This is a genomic window from Rhizobium sp. AP16, from assembly GCF_000281735.1.
Taxonomy (GTDB): domain Bacteria; phylum Pseudomonadota; class Alphaproteobacteria; order Rhizobiales; family Rhizobiaceae; genus Rhizobium; species Rhizobium rhizogenes.
The window spans coordinates 85,167-98,754 of the sequence record NZ_AJVM01000067.1 but is presented as its reverse complement, the minus strand read 5'-3'; the positions used below and the strand labels follow the sequence as shown (position 1 = coordinate 98,754).

Genomic DNA, 13,588 nt, shown 5'->3' with positions numbered 1-13,588 from the left:
CGGGAGATTGCGGATGTTTTCAGATTACACACTTTTTCCCAATGAGGAGCGGCCGGCGCCGGCGGAACAGAACGAGCGTGCGTTCTGGCTGCCGCCGACGGATGCGCGACTTCTCGCCTTCCTTCCAACGCGCTGGCGTTTCCCGTTGATCGGCTCCACGCTCGGCGCATCGCTTCAGCCGATCGAACTGGCGAGAGGAACAGCCGACGGCGTGGTTGGCTGGGGCGACAAGCCGCTTGCACGCATCGCCCGCCGCTACGCGCACATGCGCAAGCTTCCCTACTGGACCTTGGAAGACGGCTTCCTGCGCTCCGTGGGTCTCGGCAAGGCTGGAGCCCCCTCGGTCTCCCTGATCGCGGATGATCTTGGCATTCATTTCTCGGCTCACACGGCGTCCCGGCTGGAGACATTGCTGCAGAACGGGACGCCCGGCACCGATCTGGCACGGGCAAAAAAACTGCGTGAATGGATCGTCCATGAGCGGCTTTCCAAATACAACCATCTGCCCGAAGGGAACATCTCGCTGCGGCCCACGCGCCGCAAGCGCATCCTGCTGGTGGACCAGGTCGTCGGTGACCGTTCCATCGCCGGCTCAGGTGCCGATGCCAAAACATTTCTGAGGATGTGGAATGCCGCGCGCGCCGAGAGCAACGCGGACATCATCGTCAAGAGCCACCCCGATGTCGTGGCCGGCCGTGCGCGCGGCTATCTGGCGTCGCATACGCGAGATAGCCGTATCCAGCTCATCGACAGCGCCGTTTCTCCCCATTCGATCCTTGATATCGTCGATGAAGTCTGGACGGTCTCCAGCCAGCTCGGTCTGGATGCGCTGCTGCGCGGCATGACCGTCGTAACATTCGGCATGCCGGCCTATGCCGGATGGGGCCTGACACAGGACCGTGCCGACAGCATTGTCGCGACCGCTGCGCGTGCCCGCCGGACCCGCCGCGTCGGTATCGACGAACTCGCCCATGCGATGCTTCTTCAATATAGTCTGTATGTCGACCCGGTAACGCGCCAGCCAGTCCAAGCAGAACAGGCTGTCGAGCGGCTGCTGGAATGGCGCCGGCGCGCATCTTCGCTGTCCGGTCGCTATCTCTGCCTCAATTTCGCGCTGCATAAGCGCTCGGTCCTGCGCCGTTACCTGACGAGCCCATCGTCGCAGGTGCAGTTCACGAACCGGCCTACGGTTGCCCAGATCCAGGCGGCGGACAAGATCGTATTGTGGGGTAACAGCGCTCCGCCTGAGGAAAGCACCTTATGGAAGCAGGGAAGACGGCGGCCGATCATTCGGGTGGAAGACGGCTTTATCCGCTCCGCCGGGCTCGGAACATCGCTCGTCCCGCCCTCCTCGCTCTGCTTCGATGCCGAGGGCATTTATTTCGATGCGTCCAAGCCGAGCAGGCTCGAAACCATTCTGAGCACCGCGGACTTCGACAACGCTCTCCTCGAGCGCGCGAGAAGGCTTCGTTGCGCCATCGTTTCGACGGGGATCACCAAGTATAACTTACCGGCGCAGCCCTCCCCCAACTACCGCGAGCAAGCCATGGGACGGTCCATCGTTCTCGTGGCCGGACAGGTACCGAACGACGCCTCGCTGCAGCTCGGCATGGCAAGCCATGATTCCGATACCGAGCTTCTAGGAGCCGTCCGGCGCGCTCGCGCCGATGCATTCATCGTTTACAAACAGCATCCGGATCTCCTCGCTGAACCGTTCATGCATCCGGGCCGAAGCCGGCCGCCGCACGACATCGCCGACCTGGTCGTCGGCAACGTCGATCTGAACGGCCTGCTGCACGCGGCCGATGAAGTCCATGTCGCGACTTCGCAGATCGGCTTCGAAGCGCTTCTGCGGGAACGGTCGGTATGGTGCTACGGCCTGCCTTTCTACGCCGGCTGGGGTCTGACCAACGATGCCGTCGTCTCGCTTCGACGCAAGCGGACCTTGAGCCTCGATGCGCTCGTGGCCGGTACGCTTATCCTCTACCCGCACTATTGGTCGAATATCGCCGACCTGCCTTGCGAGGTGGAAGATGTCATTGCCGAATTGTACCGCGCCCGCCAGGGCACCGCGCCTGACCCCTCAAGGCGCCGATGGCTGGCCCATATGATCCACATGTCCGGAGTAAGAAGGCTGCGATGAAATCTGTCGTCATGGATATTTCCCGGCTCATTGAGCGGGCGCATTGCCCGACGCCGACCGGTATTGATCGTTACGAACTCCACTATGCGCTCTGGCTTAACGAGCGCCGCAAACAAGCTGCGCCATCGAATGACATCCAGCTTTCGCAGGCACCATCATTCATCGAAACCGGTTATCATGGGGCAATATCCGTTGGAGCCGGGCGGGCGGATAGCCTGATCTCCACCCTCAACGACCGCTGGGCCACCACCGAGCTCTCATCCTCCCAGACTGCTCTTTTGGAGAAAATCTTCGCCGCGATCGACGGCAAGATTTCCTGGCAACCGGCGACTGTGCCGAAGGGGATCGACGCCCCTTCCCGCAAATTGCGCAAGCTTGCGCGCATGGTCACCACCCATTTCTCCCATGGCCTGCCGGTGCCCCGCGACGCCTCATTCATGCATGTCTCCCACAGTCGCCTCGAGCGAACCTCCGCTTTTTCCTGGCTCAGGGAAACGGGCCGCAATGGCATATTCTATGTGCATGACCTCATTCCCTTGTCCCATCCTGAGTTTGTCCGGCCAGAAGAACCGGAACGGCATCGCCGCAGGATGGACACGGTATTGCAGCATGCCGCGCTCGTCCTCTGCAACTCGCAGGTCACTGCCCGCGCGCTACGCACCTATGCCCAGGAAAGCAATCGGAAATTGCCCTCGATCGCCGTTCTGCCGCCGGGCGTCGAACAGTGCTTCCTGAAGCCGCCGCAAGATATCGAGCGCCCTCAAAATCCCTATTTCGTCACGCTTGGAACAATCGAACCGCGCAAGAACCATATGTTGCTGCTCAGCCTCTGGCAGTACCTTGCCGAGCGCGACGGTCCCAAAGCGCCGCGCTTGGTGATCGTTGGGAAAAGAGGGTGGGAGAACAGCCATATCCTCGCAATGCTCGAACGTTGCCCTGCCTTGCCAGGCCTCGTGATCGAGGTGCCGGGACTGGAAGACGCCGCATTGGCACGGCTCGTTTCCGGCGCCGCCGCGCTACTCGCGCCATCCTTCGCTGAAGGATACGGCATGCCGATCACCGAAGCGCTGGCACTGCGCACACCGGTCATCGCTTCCAATATTGCATCGCATCGCGAGGCCGCCGGCATCGACGAGGCGATCTTCCTGAACCCGCTCGACGGTCTCAATTGGCGCGCGGCGGTGGATGCGATCGCAGCCTCGCCGCTGCGCCGGACGAGAGCAAGCGCCGCGAATCGATGGGATATGCATTTCGCCGACCTGGAAACCCTCATCGAAAGTGACGTCGCGGCGCGCCGCTATTCCGCACAGCGCGCGCCGCAGCGTTCGCCCGCGATGTCATTTGGAGCGTTGTCATGAATACCAGCATGGATTCCATTAAAAGGCGATTCCGACAGGAGGAGGGCCAACAAAGTGACTAGCTACTATGATATTGAAAACTGCTATAGATTTATCCTTGGCCGTAAACTCAACGAGCACGAACGGGATGCCATAGCCCGGAACCTGCTACAGCTCAGTGACCTTTCGTTGGAGGAGCACCGCAAGCGCTTCCTTTCATCGGCCGAATTCCATAACCGCTATGGCGAGTTGCTCTTCAACAATTTTATTCCGAAATCTATAGTTGTTTTATTTGAAACAAACTACAATTTTAGATTGTATTTAGATTTGCGGCAATACCATATTTCTTTCGGGATTATGAATGGTGAATATGAAAAATTTGACCTCGATCTGATCAAGGCGATCGTGCCGGATGATGGACACTTCATCGATGTTGGCGGCAATGTCGGCTACTACTCGCTCTCCGTCGCTGCTCGTCCCGCATTCAAAGGCAAGGTGCTAGCCTTTGAGCCGCTACCGAAACTTTGGGACCTCTTCAATCGCTCTATCCAGGAGAATGGCTTCGCCGACCGAGTCAGCGTTCGGCAGCAGGCTCTTGCCGACGGCCCCGGAGAAATGCGGCTCAACAATGCTGAAGAGACGAGCAACGCAGGTGCGACAAGATTGGTGGTCGACACTATCGACCAAAAGATCGGTCGGTCGGTGGAGGTCGAAACGCTTGACCGGGTCATCGGAGCGATGCGGCCAGATGCGATGAAGGTGGATATCCAAGGTGCCGAAGGCCTCTTCCTTCGGGGTGCGCAGCACACCATTGCCACGCATAAGCCGACAATGCTCATGGAGATCAACCGTGATATGCTTGGCATCCTATCAAAGACGCCACCGGGCGCCATACACCAGCACCTTACGGAGTTGGGCTATAGTATCTGGAGCAGCTCCCGGGAACAGTTGACGCAGGTGGAGGCGGCTTCCCAGTTCGATCTGGATTTTTCCGCCGGCAAGGTAGCGAATATTCTCGCTATCCACGCAGATCGGTTTGGACAGATACACGAGCGTATTCAGGCTTTCGGCGTGGAAATGGTCGGGAAAACAGATGTACCTGCAAAAGCGATGAAGTCAGAAAAGCCAATGAAACTGGCAAGGTCGAAGGTGAAACGTGGCCGTGTAAGGGAGGCTGCTCTCTAATCGCCGTCTCGATCAAAGTTGATCGAGGATGTCGAATTGCGGGTGTTTCGTTGGGAGCAGCAATCAGATGAAGGGGGTCATCGCATGAGCGTCATAGCCTATTACGGCTCATGTCCTAGTGAGGAGTTTGTAAAGTATGCCTTCTCAGAAAGTAAGCTTGGCTTCTTCTGCTACGGAATAAACGTCGCCAGCTTCATGGATGACAGGAAGGCCAGCATCAATGCAATCGAGCAATGGCCTGAACAGATCAAAAAAAAATTGCTGTACGAGGCCAAGAAGGGCTTCCGAAAAAGACTGAAGGACGCCGCCCCACAAACGCTTGTGATGGATTTCTCCCGTATGTCACGGGCTTCAATTATGCGCCATAAGAATAGCATATTGACAGTGCCCTACGAGCTGCTCGAAGCTGATCCGCTTCAGCAGCTTGAAGCGTTCCGCCTTTTCAAGATTGTGCCTTTTGGAAGTCGCGAATTCTGGAGGCTCGCGACCGATGCATTGCAGAAATTCTGTGATTTCCTGAACGCTGAGCTGCCAGAGACGGAAGTAATTTTTCTCGACGTCCCGCCCACGGCCGACTACCGCGGAAGCCTTACCGACAGCAATAGTTACATCACGGATTTCTGCCGCTGGCAGATGCGTTATCCTATCTGCCGCATGTTGATCGAGTTTTGCCTCGGACGTATCAAACACAGCCGCGTGTTGACACCGTCAGTTGCCCTTTACTCCAACGATGCGGCCCTCTACGGCCCGGCGCCGATGCATTATGCTGCGGACGTTTGGATAGAGACGGCAGCAATTTACCACGCCAATGGTGGTTTTCACGGCCTACCGCGTTCGTGCGACCTCGTGTCGACGCTCACCAACTATTCCGGTCTGATGGACGCCTTCTCCAAGACTGCGTTGTCAAAGCCCAACCTGCAGCGGTTCGGCCTCGATATCTTGCACGGCGCCCTGCCCTATTTATTCGCTAAAATTCAAAGCCCCACCGATAGCCATTTTGATGAACCAATCGACTCCCCTGATGTCGTCGCGGCTTTTCGCTGGATTCTGGGGCGCGAGCCGGAATCGGCCGAGACTTTCCTTAATCACTACGCCCTCGCTAATCGCAGAGAATTGCGAGACACGCTGTTACGGTCGTTCGAGTTCCAGCATCAGGTAAAATGTTATGCCAACCAGTAGAAACGTTCAGCATGCGACCATCGACACTTTATTCGAACTTCACATGATGGCGTGCCCGGTCGACCATGTAGAGCCCCACTGCCGTAGTGAACAAGCAGCATTTGAAGAGGTAGTCGACATCGTAGTAGGCTTTAATCGTATTGCCGAAGGTGCCAGCCCGGAACAGCTCAAAACAGTGGACAAGCGGAACATAGAGCGCAAGCTTTTGTGCCCCGCTCGGCAGCCATGCCACCATAAAGAACATGCCGGAAATCGGCAGCATGAGATAATGCATCGGCTGGACGAGCTTTTCCACGAACTCGAACCTTTCCGAGGCTGCGGCAAAAACCAGCCCGACCGCGAAAGAGAACCACGCCATGAACAACCAGCCGGCCAGCAGCAAACCGAGATCCTGATAGGGCGGTACGAAGCCGATCAATCGGACCGCGGTATAGACGACGACGAGCGCCGCAGTTATGCCACCGATCTCCAGCAAAGCGCGGGAAATAAGTGCGTCAGGCAAGCGAATCTGACGGTGATACATCAATGGCAAATTCTGACGCAGGCACGAGACCGCGTGGCTCGAGACGTGACGCCAGAGGGTCAGCGGCATGTATCCGCTGAGAACGAAGGCGCCGATAATGAGCCCGTGTGCTTCATGCCTCAAGACGGTCCACATGATCATGACACCGCACGTGAGGATCATCGGCTCCAGGAGCAGCCAAAGAAAACCGACATTCTCTCGCCCATAGCGCATTACCATTTCGCGCATGATCATCGCGCCGAGAACTCTGGCTTGGATCTTCAATCCCGTGACGAACTGTGCGGAGCCGTGAGCTTCACCATGTATCGGATCCATGCGGGAGGTTCCTTATGTTTCCTCGTGCGTTGTCGACGGGTCATTCCACGATACCGGGCAAAGCGTCCTGCTCAATGTTCTTTGCGTCAACTTTGGACAATTACCGTACGTGGCACGCGGATCTCCGGGTGCGACGCAAACAATCAACTGGAAAGGTGCTGCCATGGTTCTCCTAACTCCCGAGGCTGAGGGCAAAGTACCCAATAGAAAGCAGCATCAGCAGTCATTCGATTACCGAGCCACACCGATTTTTGGGCAGAAGAAAACGATCAAACGCCGAAAGCGATCCAAGCGGCAGTATATATTCCTGCTTGTCGTCCTCATTCCCACGCTGGCCGTCAGCGTCTACTACGCCTTCTTTGCGGCGCCGATCTTCGTGTCGGAAGCTTCGTTTGTCGTGCGTATGGCTGCACCGCCATCCTCCAGCGCCTTCGGCAACCTGCTGCAGAACAGCGGCATAACGCGCTCGCAGGACGACACTTTCTCCGTTCAGGAATACATACGCTCGCGCGAAGCCCTGAAGGAACTTGGGCAGGAAATGCCCGTGCGCGCAATCTTCGGAAGTCCGCAGGCCGACTGGCTGATGCGTTATCCACGCTTCTGGGAGAACAATAGTGAGGAGGAACTCTATCAGTATTACTCGGATCGCGTCGAAGTCATCCACAATGATACGACCGGCATCACGGTGTTGCGCACCACCGCCTTTCACGCGCACGACGCCTACGACCTAAACAACACCCTGCTCGCGCTTGGCGGCAAGCTGCTGCTGCGCATGAACGATCGTGCCCGAGGTGACGCCGTCCGGTTCGCTGATAATGAAGTGAAGGAGGCGGAGCAGCAGGTTATCGACGCGCAGAAAAACATCACGATCTTCCGCAATAAGGAGCTGATGATCGACCCGAATGCCAGCTCCACCTCCATGGTCGAACTCATCGGTCAACTCTCCGTCCAGTTGGCCAACGCGCGAGCGCGCCTCGCCGAGATGCGCAAGACTGCGCCGGACAGCAACGCTGTGCCGTTCGTAACGAGCCAGATCGCAGCGCTCGAAAAACAGATCGAAACAGAGCGCGGCAAGATGGTCGGTAATGATAGCTCCCTTGCTCCTAAAATCGCGGATTATGAGAGCCTGGTCCTGATGCGGGAATTCGCCAACAAGGCCATGATCACCGCTCTCGATGCACTCGAAGCGGCAAGAGCCGACGCGCGCCGGCAGCAACTCTATCTGGAGGTGGTGGTGCCGCCGCATCTGCCTGACGAGGCTGAGCTGCCGCTGGCCCTCAAGAACATCCTCATCGTGTTCCTGACCACAAGCCTCGCCTACTTGCTCGGCTGGCTCTTGCTGACCGCGATCCGAGATCACGACAGCGGCTGAGTATGGTGCAACATGGCCGGCCTCGGCCGGCCATGTCAGTCCGCCTGCCAGAAGCAGGTATAGATTTCTCCCATGCACGAACGGATTTCGCGCTCGCAGATGGAATTGGGGGCAACGTGACCATACAGGTGAAATTCGGCATCACGAGCACGAATATAGTGTTGCAAGGCAGCGCCTATGTCACGCTTGGCCTTGTTGAGGTGCCCGAGCTGGATTTCGACGTCGCTTAGCGCGGTCGGTTGGTTGGTCTTCGCATACTCGCGATAGGCTTCGTAAAGCTGTAGCGCTTCCTCGAAATCACCGGCCTCCTTGGTCACATTCGCATAGACGGCGATCAGATCGACCTCCCCGTCGACCGTGACCAGGCTCCGCAACTGCTCGCGCGCCTGCTGCCATTGCCCCGATTGCACAAGATCCAGAGCCTTCTGGCGTCTGCGCTCTATGCCTGAACGAGACAATCTCAGACCTGCCGTATCGACATGCCGAGCGATTTCGGGGTCATTTGGAGCCAGGGCACTCGCGCGGCTATACCATTCGAACGCCGTTTCCGGATCGTTCATCCGGTTGTGGAGATGGCCAAGCTGCAGATGAATGTCGGCATCGTGCGGCTCCTTGTCGAGGAATCGGCGATAGGCTTCAAGTGCAGCATCAAAGTCCCCGAGTTCCTTGTAGGCATGGCCGAGCTGAACGAACAGGTCTATCCGCGTCGGGTTCCGCTGCAGCGCCTCATGATAGTGGAGTGCCGCGTTTGCCCAGTCGTGCCGGTCGCGGGCGATATCAGCCTCCGCCAATGGATTGACTGATGTCCCGACCTTTGCCTTGTCATCTGCCGCGTGGCCGGCGCGCAGAAATGTGGATGCGATGCGAAGCTCTCGTCTCATGGTACCTGCCGCATGGAAATGTTGCGAGGACGCAGCCAGGAATCTTCCGGGCTGCGCTCATGGACGCGTATGCGCAATTCGACGAAGCGATGGTCCCGCCGGATGGCGATGCACAAGGTTCCCGAAAACGAGCCGGTCAATGTCATGCTTTGAAGAAAGTCCAGGCCCGAGTTTGCAACGATTTCAACATCCAGCCTGGCGTTCGGCGGCTGGATCAGGTCGAGATCGAGCAGCCAGGTTCCCTCTGCAAAACTGCGCTTGGGGCCAGTCAGCAGCCATCCGGGCTGAACTTTCCAGTTCCCTTCGTTGATCTGCAGTGGTTGGCACAGATGGTCGGGGGCAATCATCCAGCCGACATTCTCGACTTCGCGCACAAAGACAGCCGTGGCTTGGCCCTCCATATCAACGAGCAGACTCGCCGGTGAGACGCGGGCATTGGACGGATCGGAGTCTGCTTGAACCTCGCTTTCGCTTCCGGGCAGCAGGGTGTCCCAGAAAGCCGTCTGACCATCCCGGCGCGCAATGGCAACGATCTTCTTCACGACCGCTGTCCGGGTAGTCACGTCGCGTCTAAGGTCGAACTCCAGTCCAAGTCGTTCGGCCGATGTCGGATCGCGGCCGCAAATCCGCGAGAAAGCATAGCGGAGGAACGTCGGATCGTCGCCCGGTGCGAAGCGGGTGAAGTTTTCCAGGATGGCATAGTGGTCCGGCTCACGCCGGATCGCTTGAATGCCGGATCGTTCGCTGAGCTCCTGCGGGATGGGGCGTCGCGCCTTGATCGCGTCGACGACGCGCAACCGGTTGGTTCCACCGCGAATGGCGTTTGCCAGGGCGAGCCTGTCATCCTGAGTCAGATCGATCTCCGTCAGATCCAATGCCGCTGCCCAGGCATCGACAAAGGATTCTGCCGGCAAGGTGAATATGTCCTTCGGAACGACATCCACGGGCTGTTTTCTATGCAACTCGGCGACGGTCAATATTGCCCCCTAACATTTGTTCGATCGCTATGACGTGCCGCGCAGCAGTGCGCGGATAGGAATACCAATGAGCCGCCTGAATGCGTTCGTTATCGTGCATTTTCAGCAATAGCGGGTTTTGGGCGAGACTGAGGAGCGCCTCGGCGATGCATTCGATTTCCGTGCTTTTGACCACATGGCTGATCGGCCACATGTCGCGCAGAACCGGCGAGCGGGAACATAACAGTGGGCGATTCACGCTCATTGCAATGCGCGCGGCCCCTGTCGCCGTCTCCGTCGAGTGACCGTAAAGGAAGGAAAGCAGGTCGCAGGTCATAAGTTCGCGACGCAACTCCTCCTCGGGCACGAAATCGAAGCGCGCGGTTACATGTTCCGACAGATCCAGATATTCGATCAGGTTCTCGATGGCGGCCCGCGCGGCGCGCGACTCATCATTCAGAACCATGCAGTTCAGGAGTTTCAGCCGTAATCTTGGATCGTAGGTTCGAGCCTCCGCGAACGCGAGCACGAGACGATCGATATTCTTGTGCGGCATCAAAAAGCCGAAAGAGCCGATGGTGAATTGCGATGGATCAGGCTTGGGCGCATTCTCCGGTTCGACAAGGACGCCATGCGGAATGACGATCGCATTCGAATGTCCGGCGGCCGACAGGGTTGCTGCGTCTTCCGCCGAGTGCACGAAAACGACATCGAAGGCTTTCGTCCATCGCAACGGGCCGCCACGAAGAGCCTCCTTCACGCTGTGCATCGTGAGGGCCCGCAACCGATGTCTTGTTGACGGCAGTACCTGGGCAAGCATTTCCATGTCGGGCGTGGAGAAATGACCCGGATGATGCTGCATCCACAGCACATCCGCCCGTCCGTGTTCGAGTCTGGCGGCAAAACGCTTTAGCGAGGCGAGGTCGTAACCCCAGAGCCGAGACAGGTTTTGCGATGCCGCATCCGTCTCTTCCGGCGATTGCTCCGGCAAAGCGTCGTTCATGATCCGCCGGGCAAAGATATGATCAATCTTCTCCGAAAAGGCAGGTTGCGAATAGAGGTGCTGTGAATAGGTGGCAATGCCGCACTGCTGCTGCCATGAGGAGATCAGATCGATGGTCCAATCGAGCTTGGCTTCGGCAGCGACACGGGGCGGCCTGGCCAAGGCGGCAAGGACACGGCGCGCCACGGCATGCCAGGTGAAATGCGCTGCGAGCAGCTTTTGTGCCTGTTCGCTGCGGGCCCGGGCCTCGCCGGGGTGATCCAGCACCGCACGCATCTGTGCGCCCAGATGTTCCACGGACGGTTCGGCCCAAAGGCTGAAGGAGCCTGCCACATGAGCTCGGGACGCCGACATATGGTAATCGACCAGCCAGGCGGTGTCGGAACGGCAAAAGTCGAGTTGCCCGCTGTAAGCTGTCGTCACCACCGGCACATCGAGCCGCATGGCTTCGGCCAGGGGTAGAGCGAAACCCTCGCCGCGGCTGGGCGCCACCACCATGGCGGCGGAGCGATAAAGAGCTAGAAGCTGTTCATCGTCATAATATTGGTCGACGACGACGATCGGAGGCGCGTCGGAAAGCTGCCCGCGTTTTTCCGCCAGCACCGACGCCAATATGCTGTCCGGGTTTGGAAAGGTCTTGATCACCAGCTCCACCGCATCGTCTGACCGGAAGCTGCGCAGATATGCGTCGATCAGGACATCGATGCCCTTGCGCGGGAAGCAGGAAGAGACATGGAGGATCCGTTTGCGCCCGTTTTCCGGCAAGGGCGAGATCGTATTGCCGCTGGGGATCGATGCATGATCACAGCCATTGCCGATGACCTCGATCGGAATTGTCACGCCGGAGCGCTGGAAGGCGTCGCGAACGAAGTTCGCGGTCACCATGATGAGATCGAGATCCTGATTGAACCTGTCCACCAGATATTGTGGAAATTCAAGCTCTTCCCACGCAAATCCGACATAGGCATTGACCTGCCCGATCATGTCGTGGGTCTTCGGCGGCCATGTGTTTCTGAGATGAATATCGAAGCGCTCGTTGGCGGGATAATCCTCGCGCATGTGGCGCATGATGTCCGGCGCTGCAACGAGGCGGGCGTCGGTCTGCCAATCCTCTTCAGCCGTATGGCATATGAGATTGACGCCAAGATCGATCAGCGCGCGGGCCAGATGGCGATTGACGATCGCAAGGCTATAGTCGCCCTTGAACACACCGTCAAAAAAAACGGTCTTGCCGGAAAATTTTTCAATCAACGATTTTTCGTCGATGCCCCCAGCATCGAGCGAATAGGGCGACACGACACCTTCATAACGCATTCACCACTCCCAAGCCCCTGCTACAAAGGAAACAGGCGGGATGCCGTACTAACAAGGCTTCGTTACAGACGAAGGATTGAATACTGGAACCACCGCCTCCCGGTTCTTTTTTGAGGCGGACGGCCGAAGCCGTCCGCCCTGTGGTTCAATCGGCTTAGGAAGCCTTGGCGTCTTCGACGACGTAACCCAGTTCCTGCGCACGGGTGCTGAGGACGTGACGGGCTTTTTCGAGCACCGCACCGGCGTAGACCGGCGGATAGCACCAGTCGTTCCAGTTCCGTGTACCGGCATACGAGCCGAACCGCAGAACGCCGGGCTCAAGGAAGGACAAACGCCCGCCGAGATCGAGATAGGTCTCAGTCTGCGCGCCTTCCGCGAGGATGATGCTGTGTTGCTCCAACTCGATGTGGTAATATTCGAACGGCTCAAGCACCGTTTCCTGGGTGATCGTCGTTCCGTTGACGAGGAACTTCGCCGGAATGAGCGACTCCTCCATGAACATGCAATGATCCGGAGAAATCAGCAGGTCACGTTCCGGAACATTCTCCGAGATCGAGCCTGCCTTCATACGGACCGGCAGCGTATCACGCGGCTTGTCGATTGCCTTCGGATCAAGCCTGCGACGACCAACCCACCTGATTTCCGCCACGCCCTTATGGGTGACCACCAAGTCGCCGACCCGCAGATCCTCGACCGGCAAGTCTCCTTCCGGCGTTCTGATGAGAGTGCCGCGCAGGAAGCAGCTTGTGAAGGTCAGCGTATCCGACGCGTCGTCGTAGGTGTATGTAACACCAGCGGGGATCGTGTAAGAAGCGACTGTGGTAGGGATACCCAGGAGGCCCGGCGTCGTGAAGGTGATCGTGTTGCCCGATTGCGAGACAGCGGTCGTTCCGACGACCTCGATCTTGTCACCGGTCTGAACATTGATGACATTCGGCGGCGTCGAAAGGTTCAAATTGATGCCGCCGCTATTATAAATGAAGGTACCGGTGCCGTTGGCATTGGCGAAGTCGACGGTAACGCCGTTCAGCAGACCGACATTGAGCAAGCCTGTTTGGACTTCGATGCTGGAGTTCGCTCCGGGCTGGTATACAAAGGTCGAGCCGGCCCCTACCCCCGCAAGACCACCGGTAAACGTTACATTTGCACCGTTGATGGCCTGAACCACCGTGTTGGAGAGTATACCTCCGCCAACAATGTTACTGATGGTAACATCGACGCCATCGACAATCACCGTGCCGTTGGAGACAAGTCCCAGCGAAATTGTGTCAGCACTGGTGCCAGCATTACTGCTGTCAATGGTAGTTGTACCGTTATTGAGTAGACCAATATTAATCAAAGCCATGTTACTGTCCTCTCTCTGATACTAAGACGAGCCAC

The 13,588-nt window shown here is 57.9% G+C and carries 10 protein-coding genes; 5 read left to right on the top strand and 5 right to left on the bottom strand.

Annotation, left to right across the window (positions count from 1 at the left end):
- Positions 1-13 precede the first annotated feature (13 nt).
- The 4 genes from PMI03_RS21585 to PMI03_RS21570 all read left to right on the top strand — a co-directional run bounded on the left by PMI03_RS21585 (position 14) and on the right by PMI03_RS21570 (position 5,844).
- Positions 14-2,143: a capsular polysaccharide biosynthesis protein gene (locus PMI03_RS21585; RefSeq protein ID WP_007697933.1), complete on the top strand. Its 2,130-nt coding sequence runs from the start codon at positions 14-16 to the stop codon at positions 2,141-2,143.
- On the top strand, positions 2,140-3,501 hold the full coding sequence (locus PMI03_RS21580; RefSeq protein ID WP_007697928.1) for a glycosyltransferase family 1 protein: 1,362 nt from the start codon (positions 2,140-2,142) through the stop codon (positions 3,499-3,501). Before PMI03_RS21585 ends, PMI03_RS21580 begins: the two co-directional genes overlap by 4 nt.
- 54 nt (positions 3,502-3,555) lie before the next feature.
- Positions 3,556-4,665, top strand: a complete 1,110-nt coding sequence (locus PMI03_RS21575) for an FkbM family methyltransferase (RefSeq protein ID WP_007697927.1) — start codon at positions 3,556-3,558, stop codon at positions 4,663-4,665.
- An 84-nt stretch (positions 4,666-4,749) separates the two neighbouring features.
- Positions 4,750-5,844, top strand: a complete 1,095-nt coding sequence (locus tag PMI03_RS21570; protein ID WP_007697926.1) for a DUF6270 domain-containing protein — start codon at positions 4,750-4,752, stop codon at positions 5,842-5,844.
- A gap of 28 nt (positions 5,845-5,872) precedes the next feature.
- Here PMI03_RS21570 and PMI03_RS21565 read toward each other — a convergent pair whose 3' ends face one another.
- A complete protein-coding gene (locus PMI03_RS21565; protein WP_309574453.1) occupies positions 5,873-6,601 on the bottom strand; it encodes an ABC transporter permease in 729 nt (242 codons plus the stop codon).
- A 79-nt stretch (positions 6,602-6,680) separates the two neighbouring features.
- Here PMI03_RS21565 and PMI03_RS21560 point away from each other — a divergent pair, with 79 nt between their 5' ends.
- Positions 6,681-8,054, top strand: coding sequence for a capsule biosynthesis protein (locus PMI03_RS21560; protein WP_309574452.1), 1,374 nt, complete (start codon positions 6,681-6,683; stop codon positions 8,052-8,054).
- A 35-nt stretch (positions 8,055-8,089) separates the two neighbouring features.
- Here PMI03_RS21560 and PMI03_RS21555 read toward each other — a convergent pair whose 3' ends face one another.
- The 4 genes from PMI03_RS21555 to PMI03_RS21540 form a co-directional block, all read right to left on the bottom strand.
- Entirely contained in the window at positions 8,090-8,935 is an 846-nt protein-coding gene (locus PMI03_RS21555; protein ID WP_007697922.1) for a lipopolysaccharide assembly protein LapB, read from the bottom strand.
- The gene (locus PMI03_RS21550) at positions 8,932-9,912 is read right to left on the bottom strand and encodes a hypothetical protein (protein ID WP_007697918.1); all 981 of its coding nucleotides are present in this window, start codon (positions 9,910-9,912) and stop codon (positions 8,932-8,934) included. Before PMI03_RS21550 ends, PMI03_RS21555 begins: the two co-directional genes overlap by 4 nt.
- Positions 9,890-12,208 carry a glycosyltransferase gene (locus PMI03_RS21545; protein ID WP_007697915.1) on the bottom strand — a complete coding sequence of 773 codons (2,319 nt, stop codon included), beginning with the start codon at positions 12,206-12,208 and terminating at the stop codon, positions 9,890-9,892. The genes PMI03_RS21550 and PMI03_RS21545 overlap by 23 nt, the downstream gene beginning before the upstream one ends.
- 154 nt (positions 12,209-12,362) lie before the next feature.
- The gene (locus tag PMI03_RS21540; protein ID WP_007697912.1) at positions 12,363-13,553 is read right to left on the bottom strand and encodes a Hint domain-containing protein; all 1,191 of its coding nucleotides are present in this window, start codon (positions 13,551-13,553) and stop codon (positions 12,363-12,365) included.
- Positions 13,554-13,588 lie beyond the last annotated feature (35 nt).

What these genes read in the sequence shown, in the direction of transcription:
- PMI03_RS21555 (WP_007697922.1), bottom strand. Translation starts at nt 8,935, where the DNA reads ATGAGACGAGAGCTTCGCATCGCATCCACATTTCTGCGCGCCGGCCAC.
- PMI03_RS21580 (WP_007697928.1), top strand. Translation starts at nt 2,140, where the DNA reads ATGAAATCTGTCGTCATGGATATTTCCCGGCTCATTGAGCGGGCGCAT.
- PMI03_RS21570 (WP_007697926.1), top strand. Translation starts at nt 4,750, where the DNA reads ATGAGCGTCATAGCCTATTACGGCTCATGTCCTAGTGAGGAGTTTGTA.
- PMI03_RS21560 (WP_309574452.1), top strand. Translation starts at nt 6,681, where the DNA reads ATGCGGGAGGTTCCTTATGTTTCCTCGTGCGTTGTCGACGGGTCATTC.
- PMI03_RS21565 (WP_309574453.1), bottom strand. Translation starts at nt 6,601, where the DNA reads ATGATCATGCGCGAAATGGTAATGCGCTATGGGCGAGAGAATGTCGGT.
- PMI03_RS21540 (WP_007697912.1), bottom strand. Translation starts at nt 13,553, where the DNA reads ATGGCTTTGATTAATATTGGTCTACTCAATAACGGTACAACTACCATT.
- PMI03_RS21585 (WP_007697933.1), top strand. Translation starts at nt 14, where the DNA reads ATGTTTTCAGATTACACACTTTTTCCCAATGAGGAGCGGCCGGCGCCG.
- PMI03_RS21545 (WP_007697915.1), bottom strand. Translation starts at nt 12,208, where the DNA reads ATGCGTTATGAAGGTGTCGTGTCGCCCTATTCGCTCGATGCTGGGGGC.